14 protein-coding genes are annotated in these 19,648 nt (G+C 39.1%); all 14 read left to right on the top strand.

Annotated elements, in window-relative coordinates:
- Positions 1 to 12 precede the first annotated feature (12 nt).
- The 14 genes from BLP85_RS09140 (at position 13) to BLP85_RS09075 (ending at position 19,514) form a co-directional block, all read left to right on the top strand.
- Complete coding sequence (locus BLP85_RS09140) at positions 13 to 1,005, top strand: VENN motif pre-toxin domain-containing protein (RefSeq protein WP_228143280.1); 993 nt, start codon at positions 13 to 15, stop codon at positions 1,003 to 1,005.
- A gap of 5 nt (positions 1,006 to 1,010) precedes the next feature.
- On the top strand, positions 1,011 to 1,280 hold the full coding sequence (locus BLP85_RS09135) for a hypothetical protein (protein WP_092819794.1): 270 nt from the start codon (positions 1,011 to 1,013) through the stop codon (positions 1,278 to 1,280).
- Positions 1,281 to 1,344: 64 nt separating this feature from the next.
- Positions 1,345 to 2,205, top strand: coding sequence for a polymorphic toxin type 50 domain-containing protein (locus BLP85_RS15055; protein WP_322853118.1), 861 nt, complete (start codon positions 1,345 to 1,347; stop codon positions 2,203 to 2,205).
- A gap of 24 nt (positions 2,206 to 2,229) precedes the next feature.
- Positions 2,230 to 2,523 carry a hypothetical protein gene (locus BLP85_RS09125; RefSeq protein WP_092819793.1) on the top strand — a complete coding sequence of 98 codons (294 nt, stop codon included), beginning with the start codon at positions 2,230 to 2,232 and terminating at the stop codon, positions 2,521 to 2,523.
- 736 nt (positions 2,524 to 3,259) lie between these two features.
- Positions 3,260 to 3,544, top strand: coding sequence for a hypothetical protein (locus BLP85_RS09120; protein ID WP_092819792.1), 285 nt, complete (start codon positions 3,260 to 3,262; stop codon positions 3,542 to 3,544).
- Between the two features lie 9 nt (positions 3,545 to 3,553).
- Positions 3,554 to 3,865, top strand: coding sequence for a hypothetical protein (locus BLP85_RS09115; RefSeq protein ID WP_092819791.1), 312 nt, complete (start codon positions 3,554 to 3,556; stop codon positions 3,863 to 3,865).
- Positions 3,866 to 3,900: 35 nt separating this feature from the next.
- On the top strand, positions 3,901 to 4,515 hold the full coding sequence (locus tag BLP85_RS09110) for a hypothetical protein (protein ID WP_092819860.1): 615 nt from the start codon (positions 3,901 to 3,903) through the stop codon (positions 4,513 to 4,515).
- Between the two features lie 237 nt (positions 4,516 to 4,752).
- Positions 4,753 to 5,805: a DUF932 domain-containing protein gene (locus BLP85_RS09105; RefSeq protein WP_092819790.1), complete on the top strand. Its 1,053-nt coding sequence runs from the start codon at positions 4,753 to 4,755 to the stop codon at positions 5,803 to 5,805.
- 90 nt (positions 5,806 to 5,895) lie between these two features.
- A complete protein-coding gene (locus BLP85_RS09100; RefSeq protein WP_092819789.1) occupies positions 5,896 to 6,933 on the top strand; it encodes a YqaJ viral recombinase family nuclease in 1,038 nt (345 codons plus the stop codon).
- Positions 6,934 to 7,034: 101 nt separating this feature from the next.
- Entirely contained in the window at positions 7,035 to 7,964 is a 930-nt protein-coding gene (locus BLP85_RS09095; RefSeq protein WP_092819788.1) for a recombination directionality factor, read from the top strand.
- A gap of 96 nt (positions 7,965 to 8,060) precedes the next feature.
- The gene (locus BLP85_RS09090; RefSeq protein ID WP_092819787.1) at positions 8,061 to 8,288 is read left to right on the top strand and encodes a helix-turn-helix transcriptional regulator; all 228 of its coding nucleotides are present in this window, start codon (positions 8,061 to 8,063) and stop codon (positions 8,286 to 8,288) included.
- A 439-nt stretch (positions 8,289 to 8,727) separates the two neighbouring features.
- Entirely contained in the window at positions 8,728 to 17,943 is a 9,216-nt protein-coding gene (locus BLP85_RS09085; protein WP_092819786.1) for a tandem-95 repeat protein, read from the top strand.
- 4 nt (positions 17,944 to 17,947) lie between these two features.
- Positions 17,948 to 18,787 carry a hypothetical protein gene (locus BLP85_RS09080; protein WP_143002185.1) on the top strand — a complete coding sequence of 280 codons (840 nt, stop codon included), beginning with the start codon at positions 17,948 to 17,950 and terminating at the stop codon, positions 18,785 to 18,787.
- A 22-nt stretch (positions 18,788 to 18,809) separates the two neighbouring features.
- Positions 18,810 to 19,514 carry a hypothetical protein gene (locus BLP85_RS09075; protein ID WP_092819784.1) on the top strand — a complete coding sequence of 235 codons (705 nt, stop codon included), beginning with the start codon at positions 18,810 to 18,812 and terminating at the stop codon, positions 19,512 to 19,514.
- Positions 19,515 to 19,648 lie beyond the last annotated feature (134 nt).

Here is a 19,648-nt window from a genome sequence, read left to right as displayed (position 1 = left end):
GCAGCACAATTAGTGTTTCATGCGATCTTGGGCGCAACGCTGGCTTATATTAATGGCGGTGACCCTATGGCAGGAGGAAGTGCGGCGGTTGCCAGTGAAACAGCAACGAATTACTTAACCAATCAGCTTGCAGAAAAGTATAAAGATGATCCTAAGTACTTTGTAAATGGGGAGTTTCAAGCGAACTTGCTGTCAGAAGCTGAAAAAGCGCAAATCCGAGATTTAACTGCAGGTATTGGTGCAGTCATTGGTGGAGCAGTAGGCGATTCAACGTATAACGCTCAGTTGGCAGGTGTGATTGGGCAAAATGCGGTGGAGAATAATCAGGCGGGAGCACATAAATTTGCCAAGAAGCAAGATGATCAATATAACAACTTATGTGCACAAAATGGTATATCTGTTGGTCAATGCAGTACATGGACTGGGCAACGGATATTAAATAATTCGAAAGAATTAGCAATGATCATTATACCGACAGAGCCATATGAATTAATCCCTATGGGTAAAGGTGTAAGTATTGTTAGCAAAGTAACTGGTAAAGTTGTTGCTAAATTTAGTGATGTTAAACAAGCCGAAAAAGTATTAGAGAATATTAAGGCTAGTCAAGCTGCGAGAGAGTCTTCTAATTTCAATATTCATATTGCTAAATCAGATCAGGTTAAATGGGGATATAAAGCCGACAATTGGTCCACTAATACATTGAAAAAAGGTGATTATGTCTATGGTGGAATTCCAGGACAATCTGCATACTATACAACTGAAGAGACGCTTAAGTCTGCTAAGGGTAGTGCTACGTCACTTTTCCAAAGCTTACAAGTTACACCACATAAAATATTTGGATATCGGACTGAGATGGGAAAATATGAAGTATTGAAAGATATGACGGTTCCATTTGGTAAGGTAAAAGCGAATCCTGATTTAGGCAATGGAGGAGGGGATCAATTTTTTATAAAACCCTATGACAAGAATCTAAAACTGGTAGATAAATTGAAGTTGGAGAAATAAGTATTATGAGTATCACTAGATGTGAAAGTATAAATGATTTAATCAATCTGGCGTTAAATCAAGGAAATTCAGTACTTGAGATTACTCATAGTTGGAGTGAAATGGAGGCAGTAGTTTATATGAGCCAACCTATAACTTTAGAATTAAAGAATGCTGGAATGAAATACGAAGACTTAACTTATTATACAATGCAGGGTTCGCCACATACTAAGCCCGATGAGGGCTTTTATTCTAAGTCTGCGAAAATTGCAATTTCGTTTCCAAGTAGCTTGTAAATGTTGAAATAGGTTTGGCCATGGCGAAGACAAGAACACGGCAGCGCAGTTAGCAGCACATGCGATTTTAGGTGCAACACTTGCTTATATTAATGGTGGTGACCCAACGGCAGGCGGAAGTGCAGCAGTTGCGAGTGAAGCAGCAGCTAACTACTTAACCAACCAACTCGCAGAAAAATATAAAGATGATCCTAAGTACTTTGTAAATGGCGAGTTCCAAGCGAATTTACTGTCAGAAGCTGAAAAAGCGCAAATCAGAGATTTAACTGCAGGCATTGGCGCTGTGATTGGCGGAGCAGCAGGAGATTCTAGCTACAATGCTCAGTTGGCAGGTGTGATTGGGCAGAATGCGGTGGAGAATAATAATACAGCATTTATGGCTAACCCTTTGGAATTTGAGGAGTTAAAACAACCAAAAACAAGAGAGGAAATTTTACTCGAAGCACATGCTCAAAAAGAACAAGCTTTATACATGGCTTTAGCTTTAAATATCGTAAAAGATTTCATTTTATATAGAAATCTTGGCGGAAAGTATGAGATTAGAGATAAAGCAACTGGAAAAGCAATAGCGACTTTTGATAATGCAAAAGATGCTCAAAAATCAATTGATTTTGCTAAATTTAAAGTTGAACAAAGTAAACAAAATAAACATATACTTGGAACAAACGAATATAAAGTTTCTGTGTCTAATGATAAAACAAAAAGTATTTTGAGTGTTGATCCAAATAGTTTGACTAAAAAATTAGGTACAGGCCAACCAGTAAATAAAGTACAAGTCGGGTTACCAGGGTCAAAGGAAAGAATTGATTTTGGGAAAGTTATTGGAACTTATATAGATCCAAAAACAGGAGCTCAACTACCAACGAGTAAAGGAATTGTGCATTATAGTAATAAAGGAATTCACATTGTACCGTCAAGACCATAAATATTTATTTAATAGGAGTTGTATATGAATGATGATTTATTAATACTTCGTTTAGCAGTCCAAAATTCTTTAATTGGATGTGTAACTAGCGAATTAAGGGCAGTATATGTCAAAATAGAAAATAAAATCATATACTTTAAGATGGTTTTTGATGGGGAAATTTCTGACTACTGGTATGAAACAGGTTCAGAGATTGGAACAGAGATAGTATCTCATTTCTCCGATTATAGTATCAATGAAGATTTTATTAGGAAAGATTATCCAGAGAAATTAGATTATCCAGAATTTATATGTTTATATAAAAGATATGAATTATGATAGTGATTTATTCTAGCATATATGAATAATATTAAAAAAATTAAGGTTTCCTAAAATTAACATAATACAAGTTATAAAAATTCCTTATGTATGCCTCATCAAAATAGATGGGGCTTTTTATTTTTAGATGTTTCACTCTTAGAATAAAAATACAAAAATGAACTTCAGTACTATGGGAATGGTGTATTCCAGCCAAATTTATTGCCAGAAGAAGTAAATTCCAGATGCTTCAATAAATTAATTTTTATTAATAATTTAAGTTCAGTGATCTGAATTGACTTAACTTGCTCTCACCATTATTCTTAGCATGCTGACCTACATTGTCAGTTGGTTTTGACAGACCAAGCGTATAGCGTATCAGGTATTTATATTCTTCCTGAGTATAAGTCTTGTGCGAAACCTTCTCGTCCCCCTTTGCGGTAGAACGGGAGGGGGACGCGTTCGCGCGTGCTGGTTCTATATGCCCAGTCTGTCAACCCCTTTTCGTTCTGCCACCATAATCAATTGACAGTGATTCGGTAGAACTTCTTATGCATATAGGAGTCCATCATGGTCATTCAAATCATCCCCTTACTGTACTGAATTTAATTTCAAACAGCTGACTTTTCACCAAGCAGTTGATGGGATTTATTCGTCTCATTTTATTCGTATCCGCACATCTTCCTGCAAAGGGAAGCATGCGTCGCTGTGTCTTAAATTTTGATTTCAATACAGAACAATATTAAAGGGGAGCTTTATGAAAATTCAAACATTCAGCCTGCTTGCTGTACTGCTTTTACCTATTTTATCCGCCTGTTCTTCTACGGATGCCAAAGACCGTCAAGCCTATATCGAACAGTGCATGTATCCAAACCCAGCCATTAAAACCGCAGTAGAAAGCGAAGAGTCCTGTACCTGTCGCTATGACAGCATTCGTGAACAATACGGTAAGCCATTCTTTACCGTACCAGTCACCAGTGAGGAAGATCAACGACGTCTGGACTTCGCCACAGGTTATACCGTGGGCAAATGCAGAGGGTAGGAACAAACCATGTTAAACAATAAATTACTTCTTGTGATTGCCGTTGCTTTGCTTGCCGGGTGTACTTCAGAACAGGAAAAAGCCTGTCAGGAAGAGGCGGATGTTGCCGAAACCGTAATGCAGGCCCGACTGACCTATGGGGGATTTGCCGAAGCCTCCTATATGCTTGCAGGTGATAACGATGAGCTTCGAGAACAACTCAGACCGATGATTCATGATGCCTTTGAATATGAGCGAGGTGGTACGGCGACCTTCGAAAAAACCAAGCAGATGTTTAAAGACAAATATTACCAACAGTGCATGGAACGACCAGCACCTTGATTTGAATGCCTGAGCATACAGGCGATGGGGATAAAATGAAAAAGATCATGATGCTGGCAGCCATTGCCATGTTGACGGCAGGCTGTGATAAAAGCCCGGCAGCAGCACAGAATGCGAGCGTTAAAACCGAAGAAGTGAAGCCAAAGGCTCAAGCCGACAAACTGACTGAGAAAGAAATACAAGATTTAGAGTCTTTAGAAAAATCGCCAAGTGAAGAAACTGCAGCTACCGCAGGCTACTATCTCAGTAATCTGGAAGTTACACCTGTGCAGGAAATACGGGAGTTTATTGCCAAAGGCTGGGATGAATGGGAAACACTGAATCGGCAGGAAGCCGAGAAGGAATCTCAGGAAACATCCGATCAGGGTGATGCATCTATGGAATACCGTATTGAAGTGAAGAATCAGGTCTTTGCGCCCAACAATGTGGTTGAAACAGCCTATCTGCATTTAATCTCACTCTCAGACAGCATTACCCTGGATAAAGTGATTGTGAACAGAGGCAATTGCAGAGCAGATTACCGTGATGGCGCCAATCCTATTCTGTACGGTAAATCGATGCGCTTCTTCTTGAATTGTGATCCTCGTAATGTCAGGGAAGTGGTTGCAGTACTCAAGGATGGACGGGAAATTGTGATGTCAGCACCATAAAGTCAAGGCTGTATTTATACACATGCTATAGCTTGAGCTTTTGAGCTGATTGAAAGAAATTTCACTTATATAACATTAAGATGAATCAATACACAGAAGGTCACGATTGAATCCAGTCACACGCAGGATTTAATCGTCAAATTCTCAAACAAGACAATCTTACTTAAGGCTGCTGGATTTCATTCCGATTAGGGAATGGAGTCTGGCAGCCTTTTTTGTTTATAAGGAAACCATCACATGGCACATCAACTTGAACAAATGGCGTATGTAGGCGAAACACCTTGGCATGGTCTTGGTAATCAGCTCACGCAAAACCAACCGATTGAAGTCTGGGCGCAGCAGGCGGGAATGGACTGGCGGATTGAATCCTCCAATGTCAGTTACATGGCGCAGAATGAACGCGGGCAAAGCATCATCATGCCGTATGAAGATCAGCGAGTGCTGTACCGTTCCGATACGCATGCACCTTTATCTGTGGTCAGTCAACGCTATCAGGAAGTCCAGCCGAAACAGATTTTAGAATTCTACCGTGACTTAACTGAACAATCCGGTTTTGAACTGGAAACCGCAGGCGTACTGAAAGGCGGGAAAAAATTCTGGGCATTGGCACGAACAGGACAGACCTCTGCCTTAAAAGGCAAAGATGTCAGCAATGGCTACATTCTATTGGCAACCGCTTGTGATGGCACCTTGGCGACCACGGCGCAATTCACTTCCATCCGAGTCGTTTGTAACAACACCTTGGCAATTGCGCTAAAAGGGCAGAACAGCAATGCTGGTGTGGTCAAAGTCCCACACAGTACCCGCTTTGATGCGGACAAGGTTAAGCAGCAGCTGGGCATTTCCGTCCGTGCGTGGGATGAGCACATGTATGAAATGAAACAGCTGACGCAGCGCAAAGTGACCCAGCAGGAAGCCGCCGCCTATTTCGATGCCGTGTTTAACAATACCAGTCTGAGTATTGCAGAACAGGATGACAGCATTATTCAGTTCTATCGTAATGTGGCGACACAGGCACAAAGTAACCCGTCTGCAAAGACAGAGAATAAGACTGAACCCAATGGACGTGCTATGTCCAAAGTCATGACCATGTTTAACGGGCATGGCCGTGGGGCAGAACTCAGTTCGGCCAAAGACACCGCCTATGGCTTGTTGTGCAGCATTACCGAATTTGCAGATCACGAGCGTCGTGCCATGAGTCAGGATCATCGGCTGGATTCAGCGTGGTTCGGTGCAGGTGCCGGCTTAAAGCAGCGTGGACTAGAACAGGCTCTAAGGTTGATTGCCTAAGCTAAATCCATCAACCAACACATCACACATAGCCACATTTTCTGATGTGGCTTTTTTATGCCCGAAATTTAACAGAATAGGAAAATAAACATGAACTCAGCAATATCCGTTTCTCAAACCAAAACGCAGCACACCCGTATACCGAAGCTGTTTACCGCCAAACGTTTTGTTGATACCCGAAAGCTCAGCCAGGCAGAATGGCTGGAAGTACGCAGACAGGGTATTGGTAGTAGTGACTGTGCCGCAGCGTGTGGCCTGAATCCCTATATGTCGATGCTTGAACTGTGGATGATCAAGACGGGACGGATTAAACAATCCATTGAAGATGAAAGTGAAGGTCATGCGCCTTTATATTGGGGTAAACAGCTTGAACCTTTAGTGGCTGAATACTACAGCATGCATACCAATAGCAAAGTCCGTCGTGTCAATGCAGTGCTACAACACCCTGATCCAGACAAACATTTTATGTTAGCCAACTTGGATTACTCAGTAGTGGGGAGTGCAGAAGTACAAATTCTGGAGTGTAAAACTGCCGGGGAATATGGGGCAAGGCTGTGGCGTGATGGTGTGCCGTTATATGTACTGTGTCAGGTACAGCATCAACTGGCTGTAACAGGCAAACAGGCCGCACATATCTGCGTACTGATTTGTGGACATGAAACCCGTATCTTTAAAGTAACCCGTAGTGAATCGGTCATTCAGCATATCATCAATGCCGAACGTTACTTCTGGGAGTGTGTGGAAAAGGGTACACCACCTGATGCGGATGCCAGTGAATCGGCAGCCAAGGCATTACAGCAGCTGTATCCCAAACATGTGCCGCTGAGCACTGCGGATTTATCTGGGGATGAGCAGGCCAACCAGCAGTTCGAACAGCTGATCCAAGCACGCAACCAGATTGAGAAGCATCAGGAACAATTTGATCTGCTGAAGCACCAGTTACAGGCCAAGATGCAGGAGGCGGAACGAGCCCTTTTTAAAGCAGGTTCAGTCACCTGGAAAAAGTCTAAAGACTCGATCAGCTTGGACAGTAAAGCTTTGCTGAAACAACATCCTGAATTCTTAATCCACTACCCGCAAAGTAAACAGGGGACACGACGCTTTCAGATTTATCCCCATGCCGGATGAATAAAACGCGATTTACCAGCCTTTACTACCACTAAGCCCATGCCAACAGCATGGGCTTTTTTTATATCTATTCAATTTACACAATCAATGAGGAAATGACCATGATTAAAGGTTTAGCAATCACACCACCTATTTTAGGGCGGATCAGTATTGGCAAGATTGTCGAAAAGAATGGCAAACGCCTACCTGAAAAGGATGACCAGTTCACCATTACTTCCCAGATTCAAAGCAAAGAAGGATGGGTGAAACATCCATTAGATGAACAACTTCGGGCGCAGGCACCAAATCAAAAACTTAGAACCATTCCAGTTCGAATGATTTTCAATGATCCTGACTTAAACCTACGTGCGGAATACACTTTGTTTGAACGACAGACCGGACGACCAATGTGTGTGGGTAATGGAGAAACCTGCCAACGTTTAACCAATCAAGGGGTTGAGCAACATCCATGTCCATCACCTGATTTATGTCCAATGGCACAGGGAGGTAACTGTAAACCTTACGGACGTTTGCATGTGAATTTAGATGAGTCGGATGAACTTGGCTCCTTTATCTTTAGAACCACGGGGTTTAACAGTATTCGGACTTTGGCGGCGCGACTAAGTTATTACCATGCGGCATCCAATGGTTTACTTTCATGTTTACCACTGCAACTGACCTTGAGGGGTAAGTCCACGACACAAAGCTATCGTACACCTGTGTATTACGTGGATTTAACACTCAGAGAGGGGACCAGTTTGCATGATGGAATTCAAATAGCCAAGGAAATTGACCAACAAAGTAGGCAGGGTGGCTTTAACCAATCTGCTTTAGATCAAATAGCACGGCAGGGTTATGGTAATGCCCGGTTTGAGGTGAATAGCGAGGAGGGGGTGGACTTAGTGGAGGAGTTTTATGTGAAAGAAATTCCTGATGTTGAACATTCACAGCCTGATTTGAAAACCAAAGCTAAGCCTAAATTCCATCAAAAGGAAGACTTTGTACAGGATATTCAGAAAGACTTACAGCAGCATGTACGAGCTGTTAATTAGATGGGAGTGGACGAGATTGGACTCAGTAAAATTTTATTGGACTGACCTATTATTTGAGCGAATTACCGCTCGCATCAATGATCAGGAGTAAAAATCATGAATGCGTTCACAGGTCAGACTTTTCAAATGAATCAAATTATTAACTTGAAAGAGATCATGCGAATTACAGGGTTAAGTCGTGCAACGATTTATAACATTGCGAATGAAAAGCATAAACAATACGATCCGACATTTCCCAAACAAATAAATTTAACAGTTGGTCGTGTTGGGTGGTCAGCTTGGGAAATCAGTCAGTGGATTGAATCTAAGTTAGCGAGTCGATAAAAGGTGGGAGCTTTGGCTCCCTTTTTTTATACGTGGTTGCTATTTATTGCCCTTATGTGACTTTTCCCTAGGCAACGGGGTGCATTTTTCCCATTGGGTATTTGTAAGTATGTATCTATCCATTTATGCAACTATAAGCTTTGCATCTTTATTTGGCTAATTCTCAACAGGCTCTAGTTTGATGAACAAAAAAATCAAGATGATCCGCTACAACACCGATTGTGGCTGATCTTATAGTAGATTTAATTACAGATAAAAAACTTATTTTCTTACCTAGTGGGGCTATGAAATTGATTAAATTAATTTAGTGCGTCATTGACTCTATTAATGAGATAATTAATAATTAAATATATAAATAAATTTTATAATCAATCGATTAAACTTAATTTAACAATTATTTTTAAGTTTTAATTAATATTGGGTGTTTTAGGGGGTTGGGATGCAATCTAATAAGGTATTGCAGTTTAGTGCTGCCTTTTTTTTATTTTTTATGGGGCTAATGCTGCAATCACTTGCAAATGCCAGCTTATATTTGTTACCCAAACATGACCACCATAATAATCCTCATTCATGTCAAGTAAATCAACATAAAAAAGAATGTGTATTTAAATCGATTGCGCTTCCGATTGATCAATTTAATGATACATCTATAAATCAGGTTTTTACCTTAACTCAGCATGTTCCGAGTATTAATCAGACTGGTTTTTCATGGATCAATTGGCAGGGTGAAAAAGGACTGTTACCTGTATTAAGTGAATTAGCACAAAATAATCCATCTCAAAGCTACCACAATCCATTTGACCAAAAAGATAAAATACCAAATGTAAATGACTGGATGTATTCAGCTTCACTAAGCGACGTTGAAAATATTGACGTTGCTCTAAAATTTAAACTTTTTCATCATAAAAAAGAAATTTTGGTTCCATTATGGAAAGCTCAATCTACTTTACAAGAACAACAGACTTGGGGGTGGGATAAAATTGTAGGCTGGATGAAAGATGCAACCTGCAAAATTGGTTTAGGATCTTGTGAAGACCGATTAGTTTATCAAATTGGTGGTTATGCCATTATTGATATTATAGATGTTGGATTTACTTATCAGAACAATAAAAAAATACCTTGGATTAAAGTAGTTTTTAAAGGCTTTAAACACTGTTTTAATACCCCACCAGATGCAACAGATATTGATGTTGTGACCAATGAAGATCAGGCTGTATCGGTTCAACTTAAAGGGAGCGATGTAGAAAATAATCCATTGTCCTATACAGTGAGTACACCACCAAAACATGGAAAATTAGAAGGAAGTGATCAAAACTTAATCTATATTCCAGACCCAAATTTTGTAGGCCAAGATGAGTTTCTTTATACGGTAAATGATGGTTCTGAAAGTACGATAGCAAAAGTAATAATTACAGTAAAACCAGTGAATGATGCACCTATTGCTCAAAATCAAAAATTAATAATTGAGGAAGATCATCCGCTCAATTTAGTTTTAACGGGAACAGATATTGATAGTCTTAATTTAAATTATGCTATAGAAAGTCAGCCTTCACATGGAAAGGTAGTGCAAGTCAATAGTCAATATCAATATATTCCTAATCCAGATTATTTTGGTGAAGATAGTTTTAGATTTTCAGTTTCTGATGGTGAATTATCAGATAGTGGTTTGATTCAGATCACTGTGGTGCCTGTGAATGATGCACCAATGGCACAGGCACTTGATGCTGAGACATCAGAAGATACCCCAATTGATATTCGACTTAAAGGCAATGATCCAGACAATGATGTTTTGGTTTATACAATAACAAACAGACCTCAACACGGTATCTTGATTGGTTTTGGGCAAGATCTTCAATATATCCCACACCCAAACTATTTTGGTAAAGATGAATTTATATACACGGTAAATGATGGGCAGCTTAGTAGTACTGCGGTGGTCAAAATTAATGTATTACCAGTCAATGATTTACCTGTTGCACCAGATATTGAATTGACTACTAATGAGGATGAAGAAGTTAAACTTCCATTGTCTGAGTTTGATGTTGATGGAGAACCTGTAAGATATGAGTTTGACGATCCACGTAATCAAGTTGATGATTTTGTTTGGATTTCTAATTCAGGTGAGGGAACAATATCAAAAATTAATGTAGACAGTGGTGTAGAGGTCGCACGTTACCGTACTGGTCCTACTACTGCTGGAAATCCATCTCGTATTGCAGTTGATTTAGATGGTAATGCTTGGGTGGGCAATCGTGCAAATAATACCATTACTAAAATTGGCTTAAAGGAAAAGGAGCAATGTATTGATCGTAATAAGAATGGGGTAATTGATACATCTACTGGACCTGGGGATATTAAGGGATGGGGCGGTTATTTTGGTGATAACCAAGGCGTAACCAATGCTTTAGATGAATGTATTTTATTGCATGTACAAGTTCAAAAACAAAATATTGCGACACCAACAGATATCCGAATGGTTGCAGTTGACAAAGATAATAATGTTATCGTGGGTGGCACAAATGTCCGTTCTGTATTTAAGATCAATGGTCAAACAGGCGAAGTCATCAAAGGGTTAAATACGACTGGTTCTTTTTATGGTGGTTTTGTTGATCAGTATGGACGTACTTGGGCGATTTCACGTTATTCAGGTCGTGGTGTGATTATTCGTGTGGATGCTGCTTTGGAACAATCTGAGCTAGTTGATTTAAACCAAGATCTTTATGGGATTGCATTAGATAAAGAGGGTATTGTTTGGGCAAACTCTTATAGCTCACCTGCAATTGTGGCGTATGACCCTAAAAATCCATCTCATACCAAGATTTTTTATCAGCAAAATCGATCTGGTTCATGCTATGCACAGGGTATGGTTTTAAATACCAGTGGTGATATTTATATTGCGGGTTGTCTAGGTTCAAATGTTGTTGGGCACTATAAAAAACAAATCAAGGCAGATGGCAGTTTTGAGCTTAAATTTATTGCGAATTATGTTGTTGGTTCGGGCCCAACAGGTGTGGCAATCGATAAGAATGGTGCTGTTTGGGCATCTAACTATTATAGCAATAGTGTATCACGTATTCAGTTTGATACAGGTTCTGTCAAAATTCAGCATTTCCCAGTAGGTGCGAATCCTTATAATTATAGCGATATGACAGGTTATTTCTTGAAGAGTTATACTTCTAAATTGATTGGTGGTATTGAGGGGAGTTCACCGAATTTTATTTATAAACCTGCTTTAGATTTTAATGGTACAGAAACAATTTATTATAAAGCATATGACCCTGCGACAGGGCAATATGTTACAGGCAAAATCATTATCCGTGTAACGCCTGTAAATGATGCGCCAGTGGTAGAAGATAGTACCTATAGCTTAAATGAGGATACAAGTGTAGGTTTTGATTTACTGGGAACAGATAAGGAAACGAGTACTGATCAACTTTTATTTAAGATCATGCAACAACCAGCATCTGGTACCTTACAAGGATCAGGTAGACGTTGGACATATAAACCAAATTCAGATTTCTATGGAACAGATTCTATTCAATATACAGTCAGTGATGGACAGGAAACGAGTGTTGTAACCATTACCTTTAACGTTGCTCCAGTGAATGATAGTCCAGTCGCTCAGGTTTTAAATCTATCTGTAAATGAGGATCAACCTCTTACTATTAAACTATTAGGGACAGATGTGGATGGTGATACACTAAGTTATAGTATTACTAAATCTCCTGTTTCAGGCATTGTGACAGGTCAAGCACAAGAGTATGTTTATACACCTAACGCTAATTTTAGTGGTACGGATAGCTTCGAATATTTTGTAAGCGATGGAAAATTCATACATAAAGCGGTAGTAACGATTATTGTACATCCAGTAGATGATGCACCTGTAGCTAACAACCAAAATATTGAAGTTCGTAAAAATAAAACAGGTTCGATTGTATTGACTGCGGAGGATATTGATAGTCAAGCATTAACTTATCAAATAAGTTCACAACCAAGCCACGGTACGATCACAGGAACAGCTCCAAACTTTGTTTATACCCCATCGATTGGTTATGTGGGAGCAGATGAGTTCCAGTTTACAGTGAGTGATGGAACTTTAGTGAGTAGTGGAAGAGTCCATATTCAGGTAGTCGATACACCAAACCGTTTGCCTGAATGGCAATCTGTACCACCTGTACAGGCAGAAGTGGGGACATTATATCAATATACCCTACAGGCGACAGATCCAGACCAAGATCCAATCACTTATCGTTTTGTAACGTCTGCTCCTCAAGGTATGAGTATCAATGGCAACGTTTTATCTTGGACACCGCAAGAGGGGCAAGAGGGGAATATTGAGTTCCAAGTCATTGCAACAGATACCGAAAATGGTTCAACTGCTCAAACCATTAAATTAACAGTACAATCACGAAATGTTGCACCGGTGATTAATTCAAAACCAAGCTATAGCACCACTGCTGGTAAGTCATATAAGTACCAGTTAATTGCGGATGATGCCAATCAGGATCAATTGAGTTATAGCCTTGACCATGCACCTGTGGGAATGAAGATCAATGCTGAAACAGGATTATTGACATGGGAACAGGCAGTCGAGGGACAATATAACCTTATAGTGAAAGTCAGTGATGGTCGCTGGATTGTATCGCAAAGCTATACACTGACGGTAACTCCTCCTCAACCACTTTCAGTTGAAATCATTGTGCCTGATCAAATCAAGTTAAATGAAGCATTTAATATTAAAGCACAAGTCGGTGGTTCGAGTAGCAATACAACTGTTCAACTCTTGGTTGATGGTGAGGAAATAGCTTTAGATAATAATTATCAAACGACCTTAACCCTTTCTCAAACGGGACAGCATACTGTAACCGTTATTGCTAAAGATGGAACTGAAACCCAAACCAAAACCATTAATATTTGGGTTACTGATACCTCTGATACAACAGCACCACAAGTTACATTGAATGGTTTGGATAATCTCATCAGTATTACTCAACCAACTCCTATTACGGGACAAATCTCTGACCAAAACCCAAGTTACTGGACAGTCAGCTTATATGATGTTGAGGGTGAGGGCAGAAGCGTTTGGACAAAAGAGGGACAGGGTAATATCAATGGCGAACTGGCTGTGATTGACCCAACCTTACTGATCAATGGAGTATACAGTGTTGTTGTCCGGGTGGTTGATATCGGGGGTAATGTCACCGAAGTGGTTCGTGACATTATTGTTGATGGCAAAATGAAAGTGGGTGAACTGGCATTTACTTTAGAAGATGCTGTAATTCCAATGCCAGGTTTGGATATTAGTTTGCAACGTAGTTATGACAGCCGTTTAGGACATCGACTGGGTGACTTTGGTTATGCATGGAGCTTAGGCATCCAGCAAATGCAAATGCGCCAAAGTCGTCCGATTCATACAGGTTGGGAAACCTATATGAAAACTATATTGCTACAAACTTCTGGAACACAACTGGGAACAATTTGTTTACGCCAACGCAATAGTAGACCATTACCAACCGTAACGGTGACCTTGCCTAATGGCGATGTTGAAACATTCCAAGTCGAATTGGGTTGTACATCAGGACTACGAGACCGTAATACGGGTGAGATCATTCAAGGCAATTCATTCCCAGTGACCTTTAAAGCGGTAGGGGATACTCAAAGTCGTTTTAATATCACAGGTGAAACGACAGTTTCAGTAATTAACGGACGTTGGTCATCATCCTCTGTGCAAGAGATTGATGACAATGGAAATGTGGATTATCTATGGTATATCCCAAGTGAATTTAGTATTACTACCCAAGATCAGGTGAGTTATTACTTTAATAAAACACAGGGTATTACCAAAATCGTTGAGCCAACAGGACATACCCTGACGATAAATCGCAATGGTATTTTTCACAGTACAGGTACTGCAATTCGCTTTGTACGAGATAGTTCTGGAAAAATCATAACCACAGCACTGCCAGATAATAGTACATGGAAATATGAATACGATGCAGCAGGAGACTTAGTCAAAGCGATTGCACCAAATGGCGTAGAGAACCTTTATTTCTATAATGGGCAACATCGTTTACTCAAGATCACTGACAAAGACGATAATTTAATTGCAGGCTATGAGTACGATGCCGATGGGCGCTTGATTGCCATGCTAGATGCAAAAGGACAGCGTGTTGAACTGATCCATCAGCTTGAGCAGAATACGGAACAAGTCAAAGATCGTTTAGGGCGGGTGACTACTTATACCTACGATGACTATGGCAATATCATTAAAGAAGTTGATGCTTTAGGTAACATCACAGTACGTACTTTTAATGATCGTTATGACCAGTTGAGTGAAACTGATGCTTTAGGGCGTATCACCACATGGACCTATGACGACAAACACAATAAACTTACAGAGACCAATCATTTAGGGCAAATGACCAGTTATAGCTATAACAGCAATGGCAAGCTGCTCACCGAGACAGACCATGCAGGACGAATTGTCACCGATAACAGTTATGACAGTTCAGGACAACTGACCGAACTTAAGAATGCGGCAGGACATACCACCAGTATGAGTTATGGCAGTAGTGGTTTGACAGGACTAACTGATGTTGCGGGACATACCACCAGTTATGTGTATACAGATGATAACTTAACAGAAACCACTGATCCAACAGGTAGGAAAACCCGTTACACTTATGATGCCAACAAACGTAAACTCAGTGAAATCATAATCTATACTGATGGTTCGGGAATAGAGCGCCAACTGCAAACCCGTTTTGAATACGACACTAAAGGCAGACTGGTTAAGCAAATCGATGCGGATGGTGGTGTCAGCACAAAAACCTATGGTGCGGCAGATGAGATGTTAAGCGAAACCAATCGCTTTGGGCAAGCCATGACTTACCAATATGATGCCAATCAAAAGCTGATTCAGACCACTTATGCGGATGGTACAAGTAGTAAAACAGTTTACGATGCTGAAGAGCAGGTCTTACAGGAAACAGACCGTTTAGGACGGGTGACACAATATGAGTATGACCTAGGGGGACGAAAAACCAAAACCCGTTTACCGAATGGCGCAGTCCTAACTACTCAATATGATGCAGTTGGTAATATCCTTAGTGAAACCAATGCATTGGGTCAAAGTACACATTATGAATACGATGCCTTAAATCGTAAAGTTAAAACGACAGATAGCTTGGGTAATGTCTACACTTTAAGCTATGACGCACTTGGGCGAGTCAGCAAGGAAACTGATGCTTTGGGGCAAATCACTCACCATGAATACAATGCTTTAAACCAGCGCATTAAAACTACTTATGCCAATGGTAATAGCATTCAAACTGAATACAACGTCTTAGGACAAAAAATAGCGGTTACTGATGAACTCAATCGCAGAACACAGTACCAATATGATTTAGGTGGGCGTTTAATTCAGGTGATTGACCCAATGAGACAAACTACCCGATATAGTTATGATAATGCAGGTCATAAGCTCAGTCAGACTGATGCACTTGGACGGGTGACCCGTTGGCAATACGATGCTTTAGGGCGAGAAACTAAACGCATATTGCCACTTGGACAAAGTAGTAGTCAAAGCTATGACAGCAATGGTTTACTGAGTCAAAGTACCGACTTTAATGGACAGGTTACACATTACAGCTATGATAGCAACCAACGCCTCAAACAAAAAAGTTTTGCTGATGGCGAAACCGAAAGCTATGTTTATGATGTAGAGGGGCAATTACTCCAAACCCAACAAAGCAAAGCGGATGATACGACGACAACGACTTACCAGTATGATGCGATCGGCAACCTGTTACAGGAAAACCGAAGTACAGGCGAAACCCTAAGCTATAGTTACGATCTATCAGGTAATAAGCTACTGGTTAAAGCCAAAAATGGACAATATGAAAAGATCACAACTTATCAATACGATTTATTGAACCGTTTGATTAGTAGCACTGACCATTTAGGAACAACTAGTTACAACTATAATGCCGTGGGTAATCGTTTAAACGAAGTCAAAGCCAATGGTATCGTTACAGGTTACGCCTATGATGAGCGTAACCGCCTGACTGCGATTGTCCATGCCAAAGCAGGACAAGTGATCGTTAGCTATGCTTATATTCTGGATGCAGCAGGGCAACGTCTTAGTATGATTGAACATACAGGACGCAGTACCACATGGAGTTATGATGCGGCAGGGCGACTACTGGAAGAAAACATCCAAAATGGACAAAACTCACAAAGTAGTCAATACCAATATGATGCTGTGGGTAATCGTATCGAACAAACAGTGAACAGCACTAAAACCACGTATCAATACGATAGCAATGATCGACTAACGATTGAAAATAAAACAGGTAACTTTACTGAATATAGCTATGACCCACAAGGCAACTTGTTGAGTGAAACCAAACAGGGGCAAACAACGGCCTACCAGTACAATGCAGAAAATGAGCTGACTCAAATCCAACAGTCAGGGCAACAAATCCAGTACAACTATGACCTTAATGGTATACGTACAGACCAAGATGACAATGGACTCAAAACTCACTATCTTAATGATCAAAACATGCCGTATGTGTCTGTGTTGATGGAATTGCAAAACCAGCAACCCGTTGCAACTTATACTTATGGTGATGACCTGATTAGTTATCATCAGGGAATAATTGGTAGCCAATATTATCTGTATGATGCGCTGGGTAGTACCAGAGCGCTCACCAATGAAAATGGGCAGATGACGGATACTTACAACTATGATGCTTTTGGTGCAAACACAGAACATCAGGGTGGTAGTAACAACAAATACCAATATGCAGGTGAACAGAAAGACAGTACAGGCAACTATTATTTAAGAGCGAGATACTACAATCCGAACATTGGGCGCTTTACCCAGATGGATAGCTATATGGGACAAAGTAATAACCCGATTACCTTGCATAAGTATCTATATGCCAATGCCAATCCAGTGATGTATACCGATCCGAGTGGGTATTTTGGATTGGGTGGAATGAGTGCCGGTATGTCTGGCATGGCAACATTATCGACAATGTCAACTGGTGTTCGTATTGGTATGACAGGTCAGGCTCTGATTCGACCATTAATAGCAACTTTAAGTGCAGGACAAACTACGGCTCAAGCAAGTGTTAGTGTGATTGGCTTGGTTGTGGCAGCAAAAAAATACTGTGAAACGAATGATAGCTGTAAACCTAAGTTTCCTATCTTGATTTATGGTTTGAACCACGGAGAACTCACAACTCATGTGCATGATGCAATTACAGAGGGAGGAAGTACAGGTATACCGTTACCAAACGTATTAACTTATATAAAGCCTGGTAATCGCAGGGATTGGCTAAATAAGACTTCTATCTGTAATACGCAAGCTCGTAAGACATATGGTAAAGATGCGGATTGTGATGAATATCCATTTGCATCAAGTCATCAAGGCGGGAAAACAAATAGTGTTTCGTTAAGATTGATAGATCCTACTGATAATCGAAGTGGTGGGCGATTATTAGGTGGTATGTTAAAAGCAGATAAAACAGTTGCTAATCAAGATTCTTATATTGTATTGGCTCATTCAATGGTTCCATTAAGTTTTTATTGGACACGTAAAGGTAAGGTAGGGATGTCGAAAGGCATTGATCCAGATGGAGAGTAATAAAATGAAGTTTCCAAATACACCATTAAGTAATATTCATTCTAATTATTCAGGGACCACTGAAATATGGAAAGATTTTTTTAATGTATTTTTAGAAAAATATGATCTATATGAAGTCAAGGAGGGACGTACTGATAATTTATTATTAAATAAATATCAACAAATATTGCAGAACTTGGATATAAATAAAAAGATTAAAGAAATTGAAAAGCTAGAAAAAAAGTTAGAGATTTCATTATCAAAGTCATATAAAGATTTTATATTGGCTGGAGGTTTAGAAATTTCTGACTTTTTAAAATATAATTTTTTAACATATAGAGGATTTTATAATATTGATAATATAGATTTCTTGTTTAAAGATAAAAAAGGATATTCTTCTTATAAGGAGCTTGTAGAAATAAATAATGAAAGTTATAAGAGTGATAATATTAAGGTTGAAGAATTAAAGAAAAATTATTACTCATACTTTAATTATTTTGATTTATTTAAATATGTTAATGAGGATAGTAATATATTGGATGTTATTGGTAGTAAATTTTGTAATTCAGAACTTGGATATTTTAGTAGAGGGACATTACCTGAACATAAGGTTTTTGAGAAAAAAATAATTAATTTATATGCAGGTTTAAATCGCATTACTCTTCCATTTGAAAAAACACAAGACGGAGAGTATGAAACGTGGTTTTTTGAGGATGTAAATTTTTATAAATTTAAATCCTTTGCAGAAATGTATATGGTGGACTTAATAGGAAATAGCTATGAAATTCTTGGTGGAATAAGAGGTATTGAAGAGCTATTTAAAGAAGTTTTATCAAAAATGTTCATAAATATGCCAAGTTGGTAAATTTAATTATAAAGGTGGTTTTGTGGTTGGATTTTTTTTAAATTTTATTGCTATATGTATTATTGGTTTAAACTTAATATTACTTTTTAAATTTTATAAAGGAAATTATCCTAGTAAGATAACATTAAAGTCTATTGGAAGAGATCAGACTCCATTTTTAATAAATAAAGAATCCCAAAAGTTGGAAGCAGAATTAATAAATATTGGCTTTTCTGTAATTGGGTATTCATTTTTAGATAACACGTATGTCATGTTTCTTAAGCATACTGAAAACAATCTCTCTTGCTTGATTTACTTAAATGATAAATATAAGAAAGTATGTTATGAATTTTATATAAAACCATTGAAAGGTAAAGAAATATTTATCGCAAGTTGGAATATGCCTATGACGTTTGAACATTTGCATCGAGACCTTTATAGAATTCCTGCAAACTTAACCCCTACACTGGTCTATTTAAATATTATTAATAGAATAGGCAATGAAAATTTAGACAATTTGCCTAATTCGATAGATAAGTTTCTGGAAATCGTATCAAATTATTTTTCTAAAGATGCGGAGTATCAAACTCGACGAGGTTTTCTGTGTAAAACTAAAGTAGGGCAAGAATTTCAAAAAATTAGCTTAAAAGGAGCTTTTACTCTTCTATTTCGTTCAGGATTTCCTACAGGATTTTATTTTTCTTATAAAGAACTTAACCGATTTAATAAAAAATTTCTTAGTTTTTAAGGAATTAAATTTTGAATGTAGTGGTTTAATAAAGTTGGACACCTGTTTATTGATTTAAAAATAGTACACCAATGCTCAAAAAGCCCCATCGAACCTTCACAATTAAATTTAACCTCAGCTACTTCAACAATGTC

Origin of the sequence: Acinetobacter kookii (assembly GCF_900096895.1) — a bacterium.
Lineage (GTDB): Bacteria > Pseudomonadota > Gammaproteobacteria > Pseudomonadales > Moraxellaceae > Acinetobacter > Acinetobacter kookii.
Note: the sequence above shows the minus strand (reverse complement) of the source record. Positions and strands in the feature narration are given on the sequence as shown.

Excerpts from the sequence above, each read along its gene's own strand:
- BLP85_RS09090 (WP_092819787.1), top strand. The coding sequence starts at position 8,061 with ATGAATGCGTTCACAGGTCAGACTTTTCAAATGAATCAAATTATTAAC.
- BLP85_RS09110 (WP_092819860.1), top strand. The coding sequence starts at position 3,901 with ATGAAAAAGATCATGATGCTGGCAGCCATTGCCATGTTGACGGCAGGC.
- BLP85_RS09120 (WP_092819792.1), top strand. The coding sequence starts at position 3,260 with ATGAAAATTCAAACATTCAGCCTGCTTGCTGTACTGCTTTTACCTATT.
- BLP85_RS09085 (WP_092819786.1), top strand. The coding sequence starts at position 8,728 with ATGCAATCTAATAAGGTATTGCAGTTTAGTGCTGCCTTTTTTTTATTT.
- BLP85_RS09125 (WP_092819793.1), top strand. The coding sequence starts at position 2,230 with ATGAATGATGATTTATTAATACTTCGTTTAGCAGTCCAAAATTCTTTA.
- BLP85_RS09135 (WP_092819794.1), top strand. The coding sequence starts at position 1,011 with ATGAGTATCACTAGATGTGAAAGTATAAATGATTTAATCAATCTGGCG.
- BLP85_RS09095 (WP_092819788.1), top strand. The coding sequence starts at position 7,035 with ATGATTAAAGGTTTAGCAATCACACCACCTATTTTAGGGCGGATCAGT.
- BLP85_RS09100 (WP_092819789.1), top strand. The coding sequence starts at position 5,896 with ATGAACTCAGCAATATCCGTTTCTCAAACCAAAACGCAGCACACCCGT.
- BLP85_RS09115 (WP_092819791.1), top strand. The coding sequence starts at position 3,554 with ATGTTAAACAATAAATTACTTCTTGTGATTGCCGTTGCTTTGCTTGCC.
- BLP85_RS09105 (WP_092819790.1), top strand. The coding sequence starts at position 4,753 with ATGGCACATCAACTTGAACAAATGGCGTATGTAGGCGAAACACCTTGG.
- BLP85_RS09080 (WP_143002185.1), top strand. The coding sequence starts at position 17,948 with ATGAAGTTTCCAAATACACCATTAAGTAATATTCATTCTAATTATTCA.